Annotated in this window: 20 protein-coding genes and 2 pseudogenes; 6 read left to right on the top strand and 16 right to left on the bottom strand. The window is 50.9% G+C overall.

Features of this window, described 5'->3' with window-relative positions; translation table 11 throughout:
• Position 1: 1 nt before the first annotated feature.
• The 7 genes from fliL to fliF all read right to left on the bottom strand — a co-directional run bounded on the left by fliL (position 2) and on the right by fliF (position 6,855).
• Complete coding sequence (gene fliL / locus ACJHYR_RS12735) at positions 2-466, bottom strand: flagellar basal body-associated protein FliL (protein ID WP_059328133.1); 465 nt, start codon at positions 464-466, stop codon at positions 2-4.
• A gap of 104 nt (positions 467-570) precedes the next feature.
• Positions 571-1,698: a flagellar hook-length control protein FliK gene (locus ACJHYR_RS12740; protein WP_059328134.1), complete on the bottom strand. Its 1,128-nt coding sequence runs from the start codon at positions 1,696-1,698 to the stop codon at positions 571-573.
• Complete coding sequence (gene fliJ / locus ACJHYR_RS12745; RefSeq protein WP_000807584.1) at positions 1,695-2,138, bottom strand: flagellar export protein FliJ; 444 nt, start codon at positions 2,136-2,138, stop codon at positions 1,695-1,697. The genes ACJHYR_RS12740 and fliJ overlap by 4 nt, the downstream gene beginning before the upstream one ends.
• 18 nt (positions 2,139-2,156) lie before the next feature.
• A complete protein-coding gene (fliI, locus tag ACJHYR_RS12750) occupies positions 2,157-3,530 on the bottom strand; it encodes a flagellar protein export ATPase FliI (RefSeq protein WP_000213294.1) in 1,374 nt (457 codons plus the stop codon).
• Positions 3,530-4,216, bottom strand: coding sequence for a flagellar assembly protein FliH (fliH, locus tag ACJHYR_RS12755; protein WP_001282709.1), 687 nt, complete (start codon positions 4,214-4,216; stop codon positions 3,530-3,532). Before fliH ends, fliI begins: the two co-directional genes overlap by 1 nt.
• A complete protein-coding gene (fliG, locus tag ACJHYR_RS12760; RefSeq protein ID WP_000067950.1) occupies positions 4,209-5,204 on the bottom strand; it encodes a flagellar motor switch protein FliG in 996 nt (331 codons plus the stop codon). The genes fliH and fliG overlap by 8 nt, the downstream gene beginning before the upstream one ends.
• Positions 5,197-6,855 carry a flagellar basal-body MS-ring/collar protein FliF gene (gene fliF / locus ACJHYR_RS12765; RefSeq protein WP_059328135.1) on the bottom strand — a complete coding sequence of 553 codons (1,659 nt, stop codon included), beginning with the start codon at positions 6,853-6,855 and terminating at the stop codon, positions 5,197-5,199. The genes fliG and fliF overlap by 8 nt, the downstream gene beginning before the upstream one ends.
• A gap of 214 nt (positions 6,856-7,069) precedes the next feature.
• Here fliF and fliE point away from each other — a divergent pair, with 214 nt between their 5' ends.
• A complete protein-coding gene (fliE, locus tag ACJHYR_RS12770) occupies positions 7,070-7,384 on the top strand; it encodes a flagellar hook-basal body complex protein FliE (protein ID WP_001301376.1) in 315 nt (104 codons plus the stop codon).
• Between the two features lie 66 nt (positions 7,385-7,450).
• On the opposite strand, the pseudogene ACJHYR_RS12775 reads toward fliE, so the two are convergent.
• Positions 7,451-7,549, bottom strand: a pseudogene (locus tag ACJHYR_RS12775) (integrase); the annotation flags it as partial.
• A 185-nt stretch (positions 7,550-7,734) separates the two neighbouring features.
• Here ACJHYR_RS12775 and ACJHYR_RS12780 point away from each other — a divergent pair.
• Positions 7,735-8,849: pseudogene (locus ACJHYR_RS12780) on the top strand (DUF5503 domain-containing protein).
• Between the two features lie 137 nt (positions 8,850-8,986).
• Here the strand turns inward: ACJHYR_RS12780 and ACJHYR_RS12785 are convergent.
• The 4 genes from ACJHYR_RS12785 to yedE form a co-directional block, all read right to left on the bottom strand.
• Positions 8,987-9,466 carry a GNAT family N-acetyltransferase gene (locus ACJHYR_RS12785; protein WP_001551278.1) on the bottom strand — a complete coding sequence of 160 codons (480 nt, stop codon included), beginning with the start codon at positions 9,464-9,466 and terminating at the stop codon, positions 8,987-8,989.
• A gap of 110 nt (positions 9,467-9,576) precedes the next feature.
• Positions 9,577-10,245: an SOS response-associated peptidase gene (locus ACJHYR_RS12790; protein WP_000334626.1), complete on the bottom strand. Its 669-nt coding sequence runs from the start codon at positions 10,243-10,245 to the stop codon at positions 9,577-9,579.
• Between the two features lie 106 nt (positions 10,246-10,351).
• On the bottom strand, positions 10,352-10,585 hold the full coding sequence (gene yedF, locus ACJHYR_RS12795; RefSeq protein ID WP_000790504.1) for a sulfurtransferase-like selenium metabolism protein YedF: 234 nt from the start codon (positions 10,583-10,585) through the stop codon (positions 10,352-10,354).
• Positions 10,582-11,787 carry a selenium metabolism membrane protein YedE/FdhT gene (gene yedE, locus ACJHYR_RS12800; RefSeq protein WP_001551276.1) on the bottom strand — a complete coding sequence of 402 codons (1,206 nt, stop codon included), beginning with the start codon at positions 11,785-11,787 and terminating at the stop codon, positions 10,582-10,584. Before yedE ends, yedF begins: the two co-directional genes overlap by 4 nt.
• Positions 11,788-11,973: 186 nt before the next feature.
• Here yedE and yedD point away from each other — a divergent pair, with 186 nt between their 5' ends.
• Entirely contained in the window at positions 11,974-12,387 is a 414-nt protein-coding gene (yedD, locus tag ACJHYR_RS12805) for a lipoprotein YedD (RefSeq protein ID WP_001295642.1), read from the top strand.
• 33 nt (positions 12,388-12,420) lie between these two features.
• On the opposite strand, the gene amyA is transcribed toward yedD, so the two are convergent.
• The 4 genes from amyA to fliD form a co-directional block, all read right to left on the bottom strand.
• Positions 12,421-13,908 carry an alpha-amylase gene (amyA, locus tag ACJHYR_RS12810; protein WP_001578520.1) on the bottom strand — a complete coding sequence of 496 codons (1,488 nt, stop codon included), beginning with the start codon at positions 13,906-13,908 and terminating at the stop codon, positions 12,421-12,423.
• Between the two features lie 77 nt (positions 13,909-13,985).
• The gene (fliT, locus tag ACJHYR_RS12815; RefSeq protein ID WP_059328136.1) at positions 13,986-14,351 is read right to left on the bottom strand and encodes a flagella biosynthesis regulatory protein FliT; all 366 of its coding nucleotides are present in this window, start codon (positions 14,349-14,351) and stop codon (positions 13,986-13,988) included.
• Positions 14,351-14,761 (bottom strand): flagellar export chaperone FliS, encoded by a 411-nt coding sequence (gene fliS, locus ACJHYR_RS12820; protein WP_000270663.1) that lies wholly within the window; start codon positions 14,759-14,761, stop codon positions 14,351-14,353. The genes fliT and fliS overlap by 1 nt, the downstream gene beginning before the upstream one ends.
• Before the next feature lie 24 nt (positions 14,762-14,785).
• Positions 14,786-16,192: a flagellar filament capping protein FliD gene (fliD, locus tag ACJHYR_RS12825; protein ID WP_059328137.1), complete on the bottom strand. Its 1,407-nt coding sequence runs from the start codon at positions 16,190-16,192 to the stop codon at positions 14,786-14,788.
• 265 nt (positions 16,193-16,457) lie between these two features.
• Between fliD and ACJHYR_RS12830 the strand changes: the two genes are divergently transcribed.
• The 3 genes from ACJHYR_RS12830 (at position 16,458) to fliZ (ending at position 19,776) form a co-directional block, all read left to right on the top strand.
• On the top strand, positions 16,458-18,140 hold the full coding sequence (locus tag ACJHYR_RS12830) for a FliC/FljB family flagellin (protein WP_059328138.1): 1,683 nt from the start codon (positions 16,458-16,460) through the stop codon (positions 18,138-18,140).
• Positions 18,141-18,459: 319 nt separating this feature from the next.
• Positions 18,460-19,179, top strand: a complete 720-nt coding sequence (fliA, locus tag ACJHYR_RS12835) for an RNA polymerase sigma factor FliA (protein WP_023356452.1) — start codon at positions 18,460-18,462, stop codon at positions 19,177-19,179.
• A gap of 45 nt (positions 19,180-19,224) precedes the next feature.
• A complete protein-coding gene (gene fliZ / locus ACJHYR_RS12840) occupies positions 19,225-19,776 on the top strand; it encodes a flagella biosynthesis regulatory protein FliZ (RefSeq protein ID WP_001306737.1) in 552 nt (183 codons plus the stop codon).
• Positions 19,777-19,805 lie beyond the last annotated feature (29 nt).

Consider the following 19,805-nt stretch of genomic DNA (forward strand, 5'->3'; position numbering starts at 1 on the left):
GTTATCGCAGAATAAAAGCGGTATACAGCACGTCGGTGACATCCTGTTTCGGTTGCCCGGCAACAAGCGGGGTGGAAAGTGTGGTTTTAATCTCGGCAATCAGTTTTTTCTTGCCTTCTTCTGTCGCCAGTACGGCAGCATCCTGACGCGAAAACAGTAACAGCAAACGGCTACGGACTTCCGGCAAATACTCACTCAGCCGCGAGCGGGTAGCTTCATCTTTCAGTCGCAGGGTTATGCCGATATAAAGCACGCGATCCGCATCGCCCAGATTGACCGTAAAGGTATCCAGCGCATAGAAGACCGGGGAGGGCACGACGCGTTGCTGCGCTTTGTCTTCAGCGGCAACCTGATGCGAATGCCAGTAGCTGTAACCTGCGCTGGCACAGGCCGCGATGGTAATGAATACCAGAATCGGGATCCAAAGCGATCGCTTGCTTTTCTTGCTTATCGCGTAATCAGTCATGTGTTGCGGTCTTCCTGTGTCGCTACTGCTTATCGGCTAATTATCCTGCGTCTTGAGCGCAACAAAGCGGGGAAAAGACGCGGATTACGGTGCTACCTCTGACGTTAGGCGAAAATATCAACGCCGCTGTTGCCTGTTACACGCCCTTGTAAAGAGACGGGAACCGGAAGCGTATCGTCGTCTTCCCCCGCCAGAGGTTCATGGGTTGCTGTGCGTTGGCTTTGCTGTTGTTGGGAAGCGGCCTGCTGCTGACCACTAAAGTTTTCGCCACTGATGTTGCTTTGCCCTAACTGAATGCCACTCTCGGCCAGCTGCGTACGCAGTACCGGCAGCGCTGCTTCCAGGGCGGCGCGCACGTGCTGATGCGGTGAAACCATCTGGATTTGTGCCTGGTTATCATCCACTTTGAGGGAGATTTGCACTTCACCTAAATCCTGCGGGTGCAGACGCAACTCTGCACTTTGTTGCCCCTGGCGGGTGAACAGCGAAATATGCTGGCTTAATGATTGTTGCCATTCGTGAGAACCCAGCGGTGCACTCAAAACAGGCGCGGCGACGGTGGGCAGTGGCTGTGTCTGGTGTGGAGTGATTAGCGGGCTGGCGGCAGCGCTCACCGACGAAGGCGTGCTGATGACTTCCGCTTTACTCTGGGCTTCTGCTATCAGCGGTGTTAATGGCTGAGCTGGTGTGCCGGGGGCATCATCAGGCTGTGCTGTTGTGAGTTGCGCAGAAGTCAGTTTTGTGAAGAGCGTTGGTTTCTCTGCCGGTAACACGGTTGACGGCGCATCAGTCACTTTGGGCGTATTGTCAAAACCCGGCAACATCGCAAAAAGGGCACTCAGGCTGGCGGTGACGTCTTCATTCAGATCATCCGCTTTTTCGTCTTTTGCCGTATTGTTGTCAGCCGCCACAGCCAACGTTATCGTCTGAGCGGTGGTTAACGGTGTTGATGTGGATTGTTCGTCGTTGATGACAGGCAGTGTTTCATCCACAGGGATCAGTAAATCTGCTTGTTGCGCGTCTGAAACAATATCGCTGACCAGCGGCTCGCCTTTTGCCGTGGGCTTATCTGTTGCCACCAGCAACTGGGGAGTCGCTTTGTCGGTTGTTGCCTCGCCTGTTAATGCTTCGCTCAACAACGCGAGAAAATCTTGTGCAGCATCGCTGGCTTTGCCGCCAGGCAATGTGGCGTTATCAACGTCAGCGGTAATCAAGGGCGCTATGCGAATCATTCAGGTTTCCTCATGGCGGCGCGCTGGGCGAACTCATCCATCTTTTTCTGATCGAGGCGGTTTTCTGCAAGCAGTGCCGCCGTGGATTGCCGTTCCTGCAGTGTCTGCCAGGCCTGCAAACGTTGTTTCTTTTCTCGCCAGCTGTTCAGGGCAATGTCAACTTTCTGCGTCCACTGATTAAGTTGCTGGCGATGCTGAGTAATGGCTTTTTCCAGCGTCTGGATAAACTGCTGATAGTTGATCCAGCGGTTGCTGGTCATCCCGGCACTCATATCGCTATTGAGGTTATTGCGATATTCATTCTGATAATCGATCAGCATTTTGAGCTGTTCTTCCGCCTGCTGACATCCGCGACGCATTTCACCCAGCAGGCGCGCGGCATCCTCTACCTCTTTTTCTGCCAGATCTTTCAGGGTCGCCAGCGCGCCATGTTCTGCCATCTGCCGTTATCTCCTGGGTTATGACACTGTCGGGAAAATACGCTCCAGCCCCTGGAGAGACGCTTCCCAGTCCGCGCGTTCAAAAATGCCTTGTTGCAAATAGCCCTCCAGCTGCGGCCACAGGGCGATGGCTTTATCGAGCATCGGATCGCTGCCTTTGGCATACGCACCGACGCTAACCAGATCGCGGTTACGCTGAAAACTCGACAACAGCTGTTTGAAGGTGCGCACTCGCGCATAATGTTGCTCGCTGATCAACGCCGTCATTGCGCGGCTGATCGACGCTTCAATATCGATAGCCGGATAGTGCCCGGCTTCCGCCAGTCGGCGAGACAGCACAATGTGACCGTCGAGGATGGCCCGCGCGGAGTCGGCAATGGGGTCCTGCTGGTCATCGCCCTCGGTGAGCACGGTATAAAAAGCGGTAATCGAGCCGCCGCCGCTAATGCCATTTCCGGCACGCTCGACCAGTGCCGGTAATTTGGCAAACACCGACGGTGGATAACCTTTAGTGGCAGGTGGTTCGCCAATCGCCAGCGCAATCTCACGCTGGGCCATCGCATAGCGGGTGAGGGAGTCCATAATCAGCAACACATGCTGACCACGATCGCGAAAATCTTCGGCAATGCGCGTGGCATAGGCGGCACCCTGCATTCGCAGTAGCGGAGAAACATCCGCCGGAGCGGCAATCACCACGGAGCGTGCACGCCCTTCGGCACCGAGGATATTCTCAATAAAATCTTTTACTTCGCGTCCGCGTTCACCAATTAAACCCACGACAATGACATCGGCGCGGGTGTAACGCGCCATCATCCCCAGCAGCACACTTTTACCAACGCCGGACCCGGCAAACAGTCCCATACGCTGCCCGCGCCCGACGGTAAGCAGGGCATTGATTGGGCGCACGCCGGTGTCCAGCACATGTTCAATCGGTGTACGTTGCAACGGGTTAAATGGCGGGGTAATCAGCGCACCGGTTTCCGTCGTATCGGGGGAGGGGAGGCCATCGAGCGGTTTACCGCTGCCGTCCAGAACGCGACCTAATAACGCTGGACCGAGCGGCAACTGCTTGCCGCTTTGCAGCCCTTCAGCCGAAATGTTTTTGGCATAAACACGCGCGCCGGGCAGGACACCTTCCACTTCCTCCAGCGGCATTAAAAACAGCCGTTGACCGTTAAAGCCAACGACTTCGCTTTCTACTTCGTGCGTTTCGCTGCCGTTCTGGCGCTCAATCACACAGGTTGCGCCGAGCGGCAATTGTAATCCGGTGGCTTCCAGCACCAGCCCGGTAGCGCGGGTTAATCGCCCGTAGCGACGTACCGCAGGCAACTGCGCCATTTTGGCTTCAAAGTTATCCAGCGTGGTTAGCCAGCGAGTCAGACGCGTGGTCATTACACCACTCCTGGTGCTGCCAGACGGCAGAGTTCTTGCCAGCGAGTGGCGACACTGGCGTCGAGATCGCCTTCATCGGCGGAGACTTTACAGCCGCCAGGATGGAGTGTGGGATCGCCCCGCAAGCGCCAGCCATGCAAACTTAAGGTTGCGCCGAGCATATCATCCACACGTTGCAGATCATCCGGGTGCACGCGCAGCTGTGGTTTACCGCTGAATAACGGTTCTTGCTGCAACAACTGTTGGATCTGTTTGATCAGTGCCGAGTTATCCACTGTTGGCGTCTGACCGATCACCTGACGTGCCGCCTCCAGCGCCATCTGCATCAGGCGCGACGCTATCACACTATCAAGTGCATCAAGGGTAGTTTGAAATTCGCTGACCAGTTGCTGCATCCGGGCATGAATTGGCGCTTGTTGAGACTTCGCCTCTGCCAGACCTTGCTCCAGCCCCTGGGCCAGTCCTTCCTGATAGCCCTGCTTATGACCTTGCTGGCGACCTTCGGCAATACCCGCCTGATAACCTTGTTCATGGGCCTGCATTTGCAGTTGCGCCAGTTGCTGCTCAAGGCTGGGTTCGGCCTCTTCAATGATGGTTTCTTCCGGCTCGACCATGGGCACAAACTCTGCCTGTGGTGGCGCGAGATCGTCCGGCGTCCAGGTTTTCCACGGCAGATTATCAGACATAGGTATCCTCGCCGCTGCCAATTACCATCTCGCCAGTTTCGGCAAGGCGGCGCACAATCAGCAGAATCGCTTTCTGTTCGTTTTCCACCTGCGACAGACGCACCGGACCACGGTTGGCGAGATCGTCGCGCAGAATATCGGCGGCACGCTGCGACATATTGCGCAGGAATTTCTCGCGCAGTGGCTGCTCGGCCCCTTTCAGCGCGATCAACAGCGATTCGGAATCCACTTCCTGCAACAGTCGCTGAATGCTGCGATCGTCGACATCCACCAGATTCTCGAACAGGAACATCTCGTCGATGATTTTCTGCGCCAGCTCGCCGTCGAATTCACGCACGGCGGTAATAACGGCTTCTTCCTGCTGAGTTTTCATCAGGTTGATAATTTCGGCTGCTGTTCTCACGCCGCCCATTTTACTGCGCTTGAGATTCTGACCGTCGAGCAAGCCATTCAGAACTTCGGTCAGCTCCGCCAGCGCGGCAGGCTGCACGCCGCCAAAGGTGGCGATACGCAACATCACGTCGTGGCGCAGACGTTCATCGAACAACGCCAGAATATCGGCGGCCTGGGCGCGCTTCAGATGCACCAGAATGGTGGCGATAATTTGCGGATGCTCATCGCGAATCAGATCGGCGGCGCTCTGCGGCTCCATAAAGTTGAGCGTTTCAATACCGCTGGCGGTATCGCGGGTTTCGAGAATATCTTCCAGCAGGCTGGCGGCACGTTCTTCACCCAGAGCTTTGACCAATACCGAACGCAGATAATCGTTGGCGTTGATATTCAGTGCGGCAAACTGTTCAGCTTCTTGCTCAAACTCCGCCAGCACATCGGTTAGCTGCTTGTTGGAGATCTGCGTGACGTTCGCCATTGCAGCGCTCAGAGTTTGCACTTCGCGCTGGGAAAGGTGTTTGAACACCTCTGCCGCCCGGTCTTCGCCAATGGTCATCAGCAGGATGACGCTTTTATCGGTGCCTGTCAGGTTACTCATGATCGTTATTTATCCACTGGCGAATGACCAGCGCCACCACGCGCGGATCGTTATCAGACATTTCACGGATACGCTGGCTCATGACTTCTGCCCCCAGACGTTGGTTAGCGCGCCGTTGTTGGAGTTGTTCGTCTTTGCTCAGGCGGACTTCCACCGCATCTTCCACTTCCTCGTGGGCCTGTGCCTGTTGCTGTACAGCTTTCATTGCCTCAGCGCGACGTGTTAGCTGCGGGCGTACCGCTTTCCTCCACAGCAGCCACGCCACCAGCAGTACCAGCAACCAGCGACCGGCAGCAAGTAACTGATCGATAAACGCTTGCTGTTGCCAGAACGGCAGTTCTCCGCCGCTTTCGTCACTGCTATTGAACGGCGAGTTAACAACATTGAGCGAATCACCGCGTTTTTCAGAAAAGCCCATCGCCTCGCGGGTCAGATCTTCAATTTGCTTCATCTGTTCGTTGCTGAGAGGCAACGGTTTGCCATCTGGCAAGGTTTTGTAATTCACCACGACCGCGACGGACAGACGTTGCACATCGCCCACGTTCATTTTGGTATGACGAATGGTGCGATCGACTTCGTAGTTACTGGTTTCATTCCGCTGTGTGCTACGCGGCCCACTATTGCTGGTGGTGCTCGCCTGCTGCTGGCGGTTATTTTGATTTGCCGGAGGCGTGCTGATTGGCGCGTTATTCGCAGGAGCCGGTTGATTCGACAACGCTCCCGGTACGCCGCCCGGATAACCGGAACCGCTTTGCTCGCTCTCATTAAGCTGGCGTGAACGAAGCGCCGCCTGAGTTTCATCACCATTTGGGCGATACTGTTCTTCCGTTTGTTCTTTACTGGCGAAGTCCAGCTGCGCCGTAACCTGGGCGTGAATATTACCGTTGCCAACAATTGGCGACAGGATCGCTTCAATACGCCGCTGAATCCGGCCTTCGACATCGCTGGCATATTTCAACTGAGCGTCATTAAGATCGCGCCCGCTGGTATTGGACTGGGTTAACAGATGTCCACCCTGATCCACCAGCGTGACGTTCCCCGGCGGCAGACCAGCAACCGCGCTGGAAACCAGATGTACAATGGCGTTAATTTGCCCTTCATCGAGTGCGCGGCCGGGTAACAGATTTACCGTCACCGATGCAGAAGGGGATTTTTGTTCACGGACGAATAAAGACGGTTTCGGCATTGCCAGATGTACGCGCGCCCCTTTTACCGGGCCGATAGTTTCGATGGTACGAGAAAGCTCGCCTTCCAGCGCCCGCTGATAATTCACCTGTTCGCTGAACTGGCTGATACCAAACTTTTCCTGATCGAGCAGTTCGAAACCGACCGCGCCGCCTTTGGGCAAACCTTGTTGTGCCAGGCGCAGACGCAGTTCGTGAACTTTATCTGCCGGAACTTCAATAGCGCCGCTGGCTTCGCTGAAGCGGTAAGGAATATTCATTTGCGTCAGTTGGCTGACAATTGCGCCACCATCCTGATCGGAAAGATTGCTGAATAATGTGCGGTAGTCGGGGGCTTTCGCCCACAGGATCAGTGCGACCATGACCGCCACTGCTGCGGAACCGGCAACAATCAATGGAATTTTCGGATTCGCACGCAGGCGATTAAGCCACTCAAGAGATTTTGTCTGGGCTGCAGTCGCATTCATCGCGCACCTCGTGGCTGATTATGGACGGCGTTATTGGCAAAGTGGAACAAGACTCACTCCCGGGTCAGCAAACTCGAAAAATTGACGCTCCCATTATTTGTGCTTTCGTTTTTTTCTATCCGCCAATAAACCCGTTTTTTTGTTGCTATTTAGCGCCTTTGTCTTATTGACTTACTGGTAGGCTTTGCTACCAGAAATTATCCGGGAGATGAAAATGTCAGCGATACAGGGGATTGAAGGGGTTATCAGCCAGTTACAGACCACGGCGATGAGTGCACGTGCGCAGGAATCACTGCCGCAACCGACCATTAGTTTTGCCGGGCAGCTGCACGCCGCGCTCGATCGCATAAGCGATACACAAACAGCCGCCCGCACGCAGGCAGAAAAATTCACTCTCGGTGAACCCGGCGTGGCGTTAAACGATGTGATGACCGATATGCAAAAAGCCTCAGTTTCAATGCAAATGGGGATTCAGGTGCGTAATAAGCTGGTGGCGGCGTATCAGGAAGTGATGAGCATGCAGGTGTAGGTTGTGTAACCTGTTGTTAATTACATCCGATCTCACCGCGTGGGGCATGGATGGGGCAAACTCACTCTATTTCTGGTTTAAAATGGATACCTGATCCTGAACGTTTTCTGCCATCCACGATCCGTAAACGCAATAAACCCTTTGACCATCAGAGTGTCTCATTTGACACTCATCACCACGTCGGATGTTGTTACGACCACAGACGCAACAGTAACCTCTGGATAATTTAATCTTCGTTCTTATTTTTATTAATATACTGCGTTATAAAAATGAGCGATTTTTGATAGTGGTAATTTTATTGTGTTTTAGAATGCTCCCTGGGCAATATAATTTATTAAACAGGAGTGTAAATGTTTCCATTAAATGATCTGTCGTTAAAAGCTCAGTCGGTTCAATTAAATAAAATCACATCTAATACTGAGTCTACGATAAAACAACAAGATTTAGTATCTGATGATGCAATGATAAATGAATTATCAAGTGAGTTAGTCAGTTGTCTTGGAAATGGTAGGTTTACACCAATTAGTGAAGACAGCAAATTACTGAATATGCTGTCAGAATTTAAGTTGTTGCACTCAGAATATTTCGGATGGGGTGATTATAGTCTCTGGTTTCAAGGTTTCTCGATTTATGATAAGACAGGTTTTATCATGATAGAAAAAAGTCAGGGAGCTGGTAATCCACCCATTCGGCATACATTAGAGTTTATATCGACTAATATTGCAGAGTTTCTAGACAAGTTAACGAAAATTACAGATGCCAGACTTTGCAAAGGTTTCAGTGACTGGGCTAATTCAGTCAAAGAAGGCGCATCGAATGACTTCAAAGAAAATGTGGATATAGCATTGGTGAGATTGTTTAAATGTGTTGAACTCCACAATAGTAAACTTGACTTAACAGATCTTCACTTGGGGTCTTTGCCACCTCTTCCAGACTGGATTGAGGTGCTTTCTCTTCGTCATAATGGCCTTGCCACAATACAGATTCCCAAATTCTGCAAAGAATTAGAACTCGATTTTAATAATTATATGGTATTTCCAAAAGTATCCGATGGAATTACCCAGGTCTCCGTAGATAATAATCTGATATCGCGTGTTGACTCATCTCCGTCAAAGGCTATGAAAATTTTTATTTATCGCAATAAAATATGGTAAATACCAGCAATGCCTGAGACTACTAATCTGTTTAATTGTGGCGATAATAAGATAAAAAAATTCAATACTTCCCAAATCATCTGGAGACAGCACGTATGGAGTATAATATTGAGGTTGTCCCTGCGATACATAGCAATTTAAAATTACTTTTTATAGAATGTTATCCTATTAAAGAGGAGTTTTTAATGCCGTGGACTTTGACAGACATTACCTATGAAATATCGCAGCGAAAATATATTGTTACGAATTCCGCTGATTATGATAAATATTCTGACATAGTCAAAAGGGGCGTAATAGATGGTAAGAATTAAATAGTTAGGCGCAATTGTGTCACTGGAATAGAGGTTTCTTGTGGCGCATGTGGAAGGAGCGTCTAAGGACAAGACATATGCGGCTGGTGATGAATAAAGGCGCAGCACGTCGAATGCAAGAATGTGCTGCGTCTGGCTCATGGCAATTCATTATTTTCGCATAGCGTCAATGACAAAAATCGACTGTGTGGATCAAGTTGATAATCAGCAAACGGTTCGCAATCAACGAAACCATGATTCAAATAAAGTTGATGGCAGGCCGTAAATCCAGCCTGTGTACCCGTTTCTAAGCTCAGGCGATGAAGGCATCTGTCATGGGCGACCTGCAAAATGTGGCGTAAAATCAGACTGGCGACACCTCGACGTAAATAATTTGGCGCGGTACGCATTGATTTCAGTTCGCCATGTTTATCATCCAGCAACTTCAGCGCACCAATTCCTGCGAGTTGTTCGCCTTCCCATACTGACCAGAATGTCACTGTCGGGTTACGTAATTTTTGCACATCTAAAGCATGACTGCTTTCGGGGGGAGACTGCTGCAGCATGCCGGAAATATGGTAAGCCACTAATGCTTGCACTGCTGGATGGGTGAGATCATCTGTTTTAATCGTGAACATGACGATTCCGTATTGGTGTTATTTTTGCAATATGCCAACAGGTACTGAAATCTTTGTCTAATAGAGATTTCTTATGACGCAGTATTGTTGATCAATAATCTCCAGGCTTATCAGATAGGTTGAATTAACTCCGCGCCCTGGTTTTTAACATTACCCACCGCGCGCGATACCGGGTGCCAGGTGAACTGGTTTGCTGGCACACAGCCACTGGTAGCGATTTCTGAGGCTTCTTTACCGCCAATATCTTGCCGCATCCATTCCCGCGCAGCTTCTGGCGACAGTACCAGTGGGCGGCGGTCATGAATATCTACCAGACCCTGGTCTGCTGCTGCAGTGACAATCAAAAATCCTTCGGCTTCGTCACCGCGCTCGAACGGTGTGCTACCTATCGCGGCCATAAAAACAGGTTGTCCATCAGCACGATAGATAAAATAAGGCTGCTTTTTGTCGCCTTCTTTTTTCCACTCAAACCAGCCATCGGCAAAACAGATTGCCCGACCATGTTGCCAGAGCGGTTTAAACATGCGACTGGTTGCGGCAGTTTCTACACGGGCGTTAATCAGCGGCGGTTTATCCCACCATCCGGGAGCATATCCCCAGAAAACCGGATCCAAATGAAGGTGTTCATCACGTTCACTGAGCAGAAGGACTTTGGTTCCCGGCGCGACGTTGTATCTGCCAATGGGTTCTGTATCGTAGGGAATATCGCGTTCAATATCTTCCGCGAGAAGCGCAAGGTAATCTTCACGCGTTTGGGATTGGGCAAAGCGTCCACACATAGCAACCTCCTGAGATCATACTGAAAAGAATAGGAGAGGGGGCGGGTAAAATCTATGTGTCAGAGGCAACGATGTTCCCGCTGTGGGCCACAGCGGGAATGAGGGATTATTTCTGAATTAAATAACGAATGGTCGGCCCGTCTTGCTGAATATCCAGCACCGTATAGCCGTGATTACGCGCATCTAGTGGAATATTATTGATCGACTGCGGACAGTCGCTCACCACTTCCAGGATCTCACCTTTTTTTAATTGCGGCATCGCCTCAAGGGTTGCGACTGCCGGATAAGGGCAGGGTTCACCCACCATATCAAGGCGGTAATCAGGAACGATATTTTTCATGCGTTCTCCTTAGCAGTCTGCGGTGCCGCACGGCGGAAGAAGCGTTTTTCCCAGCCGATAATCAACATCAGCGCAGCAAACAGCAGCAAATATGTCACCAGCAGGCCACCCATCGGACCAAAGGTTTTCAGTAGGTTGATTTTGTCCCAGTCGGTGGCCAGCGCCGGAGCGAAATCATCCCAGTAATACGCCAGAATCGTTGAGCCGATCACATTGCCCAGACCGACCCACCAGTAGTGCACCTGGCCTTCTACCGCGCGGTACATCCAGCCGGTTTCGCAGCCGCCTGCCAGCACGATGCCAAATCCAAACAGTAAACCACCAATTACCGCGTTTGGTCCCGCCCACATGATTTTAGGTTCAACACCTAACTGTACGTAACTGAAGATCCCGATGGCACTCACCGCCATACCGATAATGATTGCTTTCGCCATATGGGTACGTCCGGTGATCCACATATCGCGGAACGCCGAAGTAAAGCAGATTTGCGCACGTTCAATCAGTAAACCAAAGCCGACGCCAAACAGCATTGCCAGCCCCAGTTTTGGTTGGTTCATCGCCGTGAGCAGCGCCCAGCCCAGCATGCCGAAAAAGACCAGCATCCCGAGACGAAAACGACGCCGCGCCTGATCCGGTTTTTGCGTCAGCGGTGAGGCGGCAGAAACTTTCTGCATTTTCACGGGAATACGGAAGATGGGCAGCAGGGTAAAGCGCGCGCCAAACCATGAACCAATGGCAGTGGCGATGGCAAAGAACCAGGCATGCAGCGAGAACTGAGGAATACCGGTAAAGAACGCCGCCAGGTTACAGCCCATTGCCAGACGCGCGCCAAAACCAGCGATAATACCGCCAATGATGGCCTGCATAATGCGGATACGGCTGCGTGGCATGCGCAGTTTGACATTGTTGGCCCACAGCGCTGCGGCAAAGCAGCCGCCAAACATACCGAGGATCATCATCCCGTCGATGCGGGTTAATGGCGATCCTTCCAGATGGATAATTTTAAAGTAACCCCACTCTTCAGCATGGACGCCAAACAGCTGCAGGAGCTGACCGCCCCAACGGGTAAATTCACCCGTGACAGCCCAAAAGGTGCCAGTAATGCCAAAATAGTAAGTGGAGAGAATACCCGCCGCGATGACCGCAGGGATGGGTGCCCAGAATTTAATCAACCAGGCGTGTTTGAATTGCTGCCATGACATGAATGTAGCCTCTGAACTCAGAAGGTTTGAAACAAGAGTCGCGAATCATACATCAAGCAAATTTATTTTCGGGGTAATAATTCACAAAAATAATAATTAGATCAAATTTCTCTCTGAACCTGGAAAGGCTGGCGACATCAGGGCTTTAATGCCACAATCCTCTTTTCTTCTCATGCAGGATGAATGATGAAAAAACTCGCAATTGCAGGCGCGCTCATGTTGCTGGCGGGCTGTGCCGAAGTCGAAAACTATAACAATGTCGTGAAAACCCCCGCGCCGGACTGGCTGGCGGGCTACTGGCAGACCAAAGGGCCGCAACGTGCGCTGGTCAGTCCGGAAGCGATAGGCAGCCTGATTGTCACTAAAGAGGGCGATACTCTGGATTGCCGTCAGTGGCAGCGGGTGATTGCCGTGCCGGGTAAATTGACATTGATGTCTGATGATCTCACTAACGTTACCGTAAAACGCGAGCTGTACGAGGTTGAGCGTGACGGTAACACCATTGAGTACGATGGTATGACGATGGAGCGTGTGGATCGCCCGACGGCAGAGTGTGCCGCTGCGCTGGATAAAGCGCCGTTACCGACGCCACTGCCGTAATGAAATCTCCCCGGCTTGCCGCCGGGGATGAATTTAAATCACCTCTTCGATAACCCACACGCTGACGCTGCCGCCGTTGCAAAAGAAGGTTGCTTCGCCGTTTTCGTCGGTCACTACGCTCTCTTGCCGGTTCCCCAGAAAATCACGCCAGGTTTTATTGCCGTAATTCTCTCCCAGATGAATGGTTTTTTCGCCATCATCCCCGTTCGACATGACCACCACGCAGCCGGGATATTCGTCAGTGCCACTGCGGCTAAAGGCAATGCAGTTCGGATGGTCGAAAAATAACGTCTGTACACCGTGGGCGTAACGCTGACGGGCGAGAATTAACTCATCAAGTTGTTCGATTATTGGCATATCTATCGGATAGGTTTGCCCGTCACCGCCGATATCTTCGTAATGTGCGCCATAGAGGTCAGGATAGAACACCGAAGGAACGCCATTTTCCCGCAACAAAATTAACGCATACGCCAGCGGTTTAAACCACGGTTCGACGGGGGCTTCGAGGGCTTGCAACGGTTGGGTGTCGTGGTTGGCAACGAGGGTTACGGCGTGGAAAGGATCGGCTTCCACTAATGTACCCGTGAAAATCTGCGTCATGTCGTAGTCGCGTCCCATGCGCGATGCTTCATGGAATTTCATCTGCAGCGGCGCATCGAACAGCATGGTTTTGCCTTCCACCTGATCAATATACGTTTGCAGCTTATCAACTTCATGCGACCAGTATTCCGCCACAATAAACAGCGGCTTTGGCGCAACTTCCTGTACGTGTTCGATCCACTCTTTATAAAACCAGGCTGGAATATGTTTGACCGCATCAAGACGAAAACCGTCGCATTGTGTTTGTTCCATTACCCAGCGCGCCCAGTATTTAATCTCTTCCGTCACGGCATGATTGCGAAAATCGATATTCTCGCCCATCAGATAATCGAAATTACCGAGTTCATCATCAACCTGATCGTTCCAGCCTTCGCCGGTGTAGTCGTTAACAATTTTAAAAATGCCATCTTCATCAGGGTTTTCGATATGGTCGATACCGCTAAAACATTTGAAATCCCAGATAAACTGCGAGTATTGCCCGGCACGGGCGGGGAAGGTGTAACGCGTCCAGCCTTCGCACTCAATGATTTCTTCGTCAATTTGCGTACGGTCATCAGCATTTACACGCTGCACGCGAATAGCTTCTTTTTCATCCGCGCCCATTTTGTGGTTGACTACCACGTCCAGCAGCACCGCAATGTCATTACGTTTCAGAGCGTCAATGGCGGCCAGCAGTTGTGCTTTATCGCCATATTTAGTAGGGATGCTGCCTTTCTGATCAAACTCGCCTAAATCAAATAAATCATAGGAGTCGTAGCCGACCGAATACCCGCCCGATGCGCCTTTATAGGCGGGCGGCAACCAGACCATATTGATACCAATATCATTAAAACCGTCGGCGCGCTCGGCCAGTTCAGGCCAGAGCTTACCGCCTTCCGGGTAATACCAGTGAAAACATTGTAACAGCGTGGGATTACGCATTCTTCGACTCCATTCAAGGGGAACATTAGAAGCGTAGCCGTAATCGGATTATTCGCGAGCCATCGGCTCGTTAAGATTCAAAAGAGGTTATCCTGCGGAGCCAGCACAAAGCCGCCCTGATCGCCATAGGCACTTAACACCGATTTTTGCATCGATGACTGACCGACCAGTTTCGCCAGTTCATCCATCCGAATCTGTAATAACTGCTTCACCTTGCTTTCGTTATCGAGAATCAGGCGCAGCATCGGGCGGAGTTGCTCCTGCATCGTGGTGGACGGGGCAACCTCTTCAGTCAGATGTGCAATCTCCTGCACCGCATTCACATACGCCATTTCGCTGGCGATGAGTTCGTCCCACTGTTCTTCTGTTGCCAGGCGTAACATGAGCTGGCTTTTTTCGACGAGTTGTTGCCAGGCGAAATACAAATGCGGTGCATGGTTCATCAGACTGGGTCCTGAATCAAAGAAGGGGAGAGTAAAGACTCTTTCCAGGCATCGGCAATATTACGCATTAATGCTTCCACTTCTTCGACTGCGGAGACATCGTTGCGTAAATTGGCTTGCAGCAAGCGCCTGACCATATAGCTATAAAGAGCAATCAAGTTTTGGGTTAGTTCGTCTTTGCTCTCTTCATCAAGACTCACCCGCAGCCCGTTCTCAATGATGTTGATCGCTTTTGACAAAGAGACGCCTTTGCCTTGCTGATTGTTGTCCTGCATAAACAGGCGCGCTCTAACCAGTGCGCTCAGCACTCCATCAAATAGCATGGTGACCAGCTGCTGTTGGCTGGCGCTCATTACGGCGCTTTCGACGCCAATTTGTGCATAGGCCTGGGTGCCTTTTGCCGCGTACATGACCTGTCTCCCGATAAATAATGATTACTTGGAATTACTGTTGTTTTCGAACTGCTGCGTTAAGTAGCTGCTGGTGCTATTTAACGAGGTCATTAAAACGTCCAGTTGGGTAAATTGTTCTTTGTAGCGAGCGACCTGCGCATCAATGCGATCGCTGGCGGCGTTGTAGTCTTTAGTTAACTTATTCAGGGTCTTACTAACGCCATCGGTAGCGGCTTTAATAATGCCTGTTGTCGAAAGCCAACTGGTCAGGTTGCTGCCGATGGTGGTTGTGATGCCGGTTTTTTTACCATCGCCAACAATCAATGCACCTACGCCGCTGGCATCTTTTTTCAGTGCAGCGGTGAGTTTGTCGGCATCCAGTTCCAGTTTGCCATCGCTGGGATCGGTCGTGATACCAATCTGCGCCAATGTTTTATAGTTGGAAGAACTAACGGTATTACTCAGCATCGACTTCAACTGCGTCTGAATCGTCCGCAACGTGGAGTCGCCGAGCAGTGCGCCATTGCTAGAACTCTGGCTATCAGCTCCCGCATCTACGGCGGTGTATTTGGTCAGGCTGCTGAAGGTATCTATTAGCGAGTTATAGGCATTCACCCAGTCTTTAATCGCCGTTTGCGCTTTGGAGGTGTCCTGAGTGATGGTTAGCGTCTGGTTGCCCGTAGTGACATCGTTCAGGTTCAGGGTGATGTTTTCCAGCGCGTCGCTGATGGTGTTGCTGCTGTTCTCAATGGCGACGTTGTTGACCGTCAGCTGCGCATTCTGGGCGGCGACCGAGACCTCCATGCCGTTGCTGCTGGCACTGGCGTCATAGCCCATAAAACTTTCTAGCGCATCATCACCGCTAACCGAGAGCGTCATCGCATTGTCAAGGCCGGTGTCATTTGATGTAACTGACAGACGATATTCACCGTTACCCACGTTAATGATGCTCGCGCTAACACCCGCTTTTGCGTTGTTGATGGCATCACGGATCCCGCTTAACGATGAGTTAGCCGCGCTGATATCAATGGTAATCGGATCTTTGTCGCCGCCTTGTTGAATGGTGAGTTTGCTGTCGCTGGTGGCGATCGCCGTTTTCGTATCATCTCTGGTGGTGCGCGTGGTCAGGGTTTGCGCCTGCGCCAGATGGGTGACGCTGATGGTGTATTTCCCGGCGATGGCGTTACCCGCGGTGGTGGCACTGAACGCGGTGGTGCTGCTGGTAGTGCTGGTGGCGGAAAAAAGATCGGCTTTAGACAATGCAGTATTGGCGGTCTGGAAAGTCGTCAGCGCGCTTTTCAGCGTACCGTAGGCGCTAAGTTTAGCGGTAAACGACGATTGCTGATTTGAAATAGGGGTTAGCGTCGCTTTTTGCGCGGCGGTGAGGCTATCAAGGATTGAACTTAAATCCAGGCCTGACCCGACTCCCAGCGATGAAATACTTGCCATGCGATTTCCTTTTATCTTTCGACACGTAAAACGAATACCGGGGTTATCGGCCTGAATTGCGCAAAGTTTACGTTTAATTGTTTTTTTTAATAGCGGGAATAAGGGGCAGAGAAAAGAGTATTTCGGCGACTAACAAAAAATGGCTGTTTGTGAAAAAAATTCTAAAGGTTGTTTTACGACAGACGATAACAGGGTTGACGGCGATTGAGCCGACGGGTGGAAACCCAATACGTAATCAACGACTTGCAATATAGGATAACGAATCATGGCACAAGTCATTAATACCAACAGCCTCTCGCTGATCACTCAAAATAATATCAACAAGAACCAGTCTGCGCTGTCGAGTTCTATCGAGCGTCTGTCTTCTGGCTTGCGTATTAACAGCGCGAAGGATGACGCCGCAGGTCAGGCGATTGCTAACCGTTTTACTTCTAACATTAAAGGCCTGACTCAGGCTGCACGTAACGCCAATGACGGTATTTCTGTTGCACAGACCACTGAAGGCGCGCTGTCCGAAATCAACAACAACTTACAGCGTATCCGTGAACTGACGGTTCAGGCTTCTACCGGGACTAACTCTGATTCGGATCTGGACTCCATTCAGGACGAAATCAAATCCCGTCTGGACGAAATTGACCGCGTATCCGGTCAAACCCAGTTCAACGGTGTGAACGTACTGGCGAAAGACGGTTCGATGAAAATTCAGGTTGGTGCGAACGACGGCCAGACTATCACGATTGATCTGAAGAAAATTGACTCAGATACGCTGGGGCTGAGTGGGTTTAACGTAAATGGTAGCGCAGATAAGGCAAGTGTCGCGGCGACAGCTGACGGAATGGTTAAAGACGGATATATCAAAGGGTTAACTTCATCTGACGGCAGCACTGCATATACTAAAACTACAGCAAATACTGCAGCAAAAGGATCTGATATTCTTGCGGCGCTTAAGACTGGCGATAAAATTACCGCAACAGGTGCAAATAGCCTTGCTGATAATGCGACATCGACAACTTATACTTATAATGCAACCAGCAATACCTTCTCCTACACGGCTGACGGTGTAAACCAAACGAATGCTGCAGCAAATCTCATACCTGCAGCAGGGAAAACGACAGCTGCATCAGTTACTATTGGTGGGACAGCACAGAATGTAAATATTGATGATTCGGGCAATATTACTTCAAGTGATGGAGATCAACTTTATCTGGATTCAACAGGTAACCTGACTAAAAACCAGGCCGGCAACCCGAGCAAAGCAACCGTTTCTGGGCTTCTCGGAAATATGGCTGCGGATGGTACTGCTGTTGAAACAACCATCAAGACAGAGGCTGGTGTAACAGTTACAGCTAAAGGTAATACAGGTACTGATACTAATACTGATGGCGTACCAGATAGCTTCACAGATGGTACTGTAAAAATTGAAGGTGCTACTGTTTCAGCATCTGCATTTACGGGCATTGCATATTCCGCCAACACCGGTGGGAATACTTATGCTGTTGCCGCAAATAATACTACAAATGGTTTCCTGGCGGGGGATGACTTAACCCAGGATGCTCAAACTGTTTCAACCTACTACTCGCAAGCAGATGGCACGGTCACGAATAGCGCAGGTAAAGAAATCTATAAAGACGCTGATGGTGTCTACAGCACAGAGAATAAAACATCGAAGACGTCCGATCCATTGGCTGCGCTTGACGACGCAATCAGCTCCATCGACAAATTCCGTTCATCCCTGGGTGCTATCCAGAACCGTCTGGATTCCGCGGTCACCAACCTGAACAACACCACTACCAACCTGTCTGAAGCGCAGTCCCGTATTCAGGACGCCGACTATGCGACCGAAGTGTCCAACATGTCGAAAGCGCAGATCATCCAGCAGGCCGGTAACTCCGTGTTGGCAAAAGCTAACCAGGTACCGCAGCAGGTTCTGTCTCTGCTGCAGGGTTAATCGTTGTAACCTGATTAACTGAGACTGACGGCAACGCCAAATTGCCTGATGCGCTGCGCTTATCAGGCCTACAAGTTGAATTGCAATTTATTGAATTTGCACATTTTTGTAGGCCAGATAAGGCGTTTACGCCGCATCCGGCAACATAAAGCGCAATTTGTCAGCAACGTGCTTCCCCGCCACCGGCGGGGTTTTTTCTGCATGGAATTTACCGGTAACCCCCAAATAACCCCTCATTTCACCCACTAATCGTCCGATTAAAAACCCTGCAGAAACGGATAATCATGCCGATAACTCATATAACGCAGGGCTGTTTATCGTGAATTCACTCTATACCGCTGAAGGTGTAATGGATAAACACTCGCTGTGGCAGCGTTATGTCCCGCTGGTGCGTCACGAAGCATTGCGCCTGCAGGTTCGACTGCCCGCGAGCGTGGAACTTGACGATCTGCTACAGGCGGGCGGCATTGGGTTACTTAATGCCGTCGAACGCTATGACGCCCTACAAGGAACGGCATTTACAACTTACGCAGTGCAGCGTATCCGTGGCGCTATGCTGGATGAACTTCGCAGCCGTGACTGGGTGCCGCGCAGCGTGCGACGCAACGCGCGTGAAGTGGCACAGGCAATAGGGCAACTGGAGCAGGAACTTGGCCGCAACGCCACGGAAACTGAGGTAGCGGAACGTTTAGGGATCGATATTGTCGATTATCGCCAAATGTTGCTCGACACCAATAACAGCCAGCTCTTCTCCTACGATGAGTGGCGCGAAGAGCACGGCGATAGCATCGAACTGGTTACTGATGATCATCAGCGAGAAAACCCGCTACAACAACTGCTGGACAGTAATCTGCGCCAGCGGGTGATGGAAGCCATCGAAACGTTGCCGGAGCGCGAAAAACTGGTATTAACCCTCTATTACCAGGAAGAGCTGAATCTCAAAGAGATTGGCGCGGTGCTGGAGGTCGGGGAATCGCGGGTCAGTCAGTTACACAGCCAGGCCATTAAACGGTTACGCACTAAACTGGGTAAGTTATAACGTCAGTAAATGCCGCACTTTAATTTTGACTACCAGGAGTTCTTAATGATGGTGCAGCACCTGAAAAGACGGCCATTAAGCCGCTATCTTAAAGACTTTAAGCACAGCCAGACCCATTGCGCGCATTGCCGTAAATTACTCGACCGCATTACCCTCGTTCGCGACGGCAAAATAGTGAATAAAATCGAGATTTCCCGCCTGGACATGCTGCTTGATGAAAATGGCTGGCAAGTGGAACAAAAATCATGGGCGGCATTGTGCCGATTCTGCGGTGATTTACATTGCAAAACGCAAAGTGATTTTTTCGATATTATCGGCTTTAAGCAATTTCTTTTTGAACAAACTGAAATGAGCCCAGGTACGGTGCGTGAATATGTCGTTCGTCTGCGCCGTTTGGGTAATCATCTACACGAGCAAAATATTTCCCTCGATCAGCTGCAGGACGGTTTCCTTGATGAAATCCTCGCCCCGTGGCTGCCCACCACCAGCACCAACAATTACCGCATTGCGTTACGGAAGTATCAACACTATCAGCGTCAAACGTGTACCGGACTTGTGCAGAAATCCTCCAGCCTGCCTGCTTCTGATATATATTAAATAAGAATAAGATGTAGCGGAGTTGTTTT

This window comes from Escherichia sp. WS1450 (assembly GCF_046487395.1).
GTDB classification, from domain to species: domain Bacteria; phylum Pseudomonadota; class Gammaproteobacteria; order Enterobacterales; family Enterobacteriaceae; genus Escherichia; species Escherichia coli.

Bases quoted from the DNA above. Each gene is read 5' to 3' on its own strand.
- fliL (WP_059328133.1), bottom strand. From the start codon at position 466: ATGACTGATTACGCGATAAGCAAGAAAAGCAAGCGATCGCTTTGGATC.
- ACJHYR_RS12740 (WP_059328134.1), bottom strand. From the start codon at position 1,698: ATGATTCGCATAGCGCCCTTGATTACCGCTGACGTTGATAACGCCACA.
- fliJ (WP_000807584.1), bottom strand. From the start codon at position 2,138: ATGGCAGAACATGGCGCGCTGGCGACCCTGAAAGATCTGGCAGAAAAA.
- fliI (WP_000213294.1), bottom strand. From the start codon at position 3,530: ATGACCACGCGTCTGACTCGCTGGCTAACCACGCTGGATAACTTTGAA.
- fliH (WP_001282709.1), bottom strand. From the start codon at position 4,216: ATGTCTGATAATCTGCCGTGGAAAACCTGGACGCCGGACGATCTCGCG.
- fliG (WP_000067950.1), bottom strand. From the start codon at position 5,204: ATGAGTAACCTGACAGGCACCGATAAAAGCGTCATCCTGCTGATGACC.
- fliF (WP_059328135.1), bottom strand. From the start codon at position 6,855: ATGAATGCGACTGCAGCCCAGACAAAATCTCTTGAGTGGCTTAATCGC.
- fliE (WP_001301376.1), top strand. From the start codon at position 7,070: ATGTCAGCGATACAGGGGATTGAAGGGGTTATCAGCCAGTTACAGACC.
- ACJHYR_RS12785 (WP_001551278.1), bottom strand. From the start codon at position 9,466: ATGTTCACGATTAAAACAGATGATCTCACCCATCCAGCAGTGCAAGCA.
- ACJHYR_RS12790 (WP_000334626.1), bottom strand. From the start codon at position 10,245: ATGTGTGGACGCTTTGCCCAATCCCAAACGCGTGAAGATTACCTTGCG.
- yedF (WP_000790504.1), bottom strand. From the start codon at position 10,585: ATGAAAAATATCGTTCCTGATTACCGCCTTGATATGGTGGGTGAACCC.
- yedE (WP_001551276.1), bottom strand. From the start codon at position 11,787: ATGTCATGGCAGCAATTCAAACACGCCTGGTTGATTAAATTCTGGGCA.
- yedD (WP_001295642.1), top strand. From the start codon at position 11,974: ATGAAAAAACTCGCAATTGCAGGCGCGCTCATGTTGCTGGCGGGCTGT.
- amyA (WP_001578520.1), bottom strand. From the start codon at position 13,908: ATGCGTAATCCCACGCTGTTACAATGTTTTCACTGGTATTACCCGGAA.
- fliT (WP_059328136.1), bottom strand. From the start codon at position 14,351: ATGAACCATGCACCGCATTTGTATTTCGCCTGGCAACAACTCGTCGAA.
- fliS (WP_000270663.1), bottom strand. From the start codon at position 14,761: ATGTACGCGGCAAAAGGCACCCAGGCCTATGCACAAATTGGCGTCGAA.
- fliD (WP_059328137.1), bottom strand. From the start codon at position 16,192: ATGGCAAGTATTTCATCGCTGGGAGTCGGGTCAGGCCTGGATTTAAGT.
- ACJHYR_RS12830 (WP_059328138.1), top strand. From the start codon at position 16,458: ATGGCACAAGTCATTAATACCAACAGCCTCTCGCTGATCACTCAAAAT.
- fliZ (WP_001306737.1), top strand. From the start codon at position 19,225: ATGATGGTGCAGCACCTGAAAAGACGGCCATTAAGCCGCTATCTTAAA.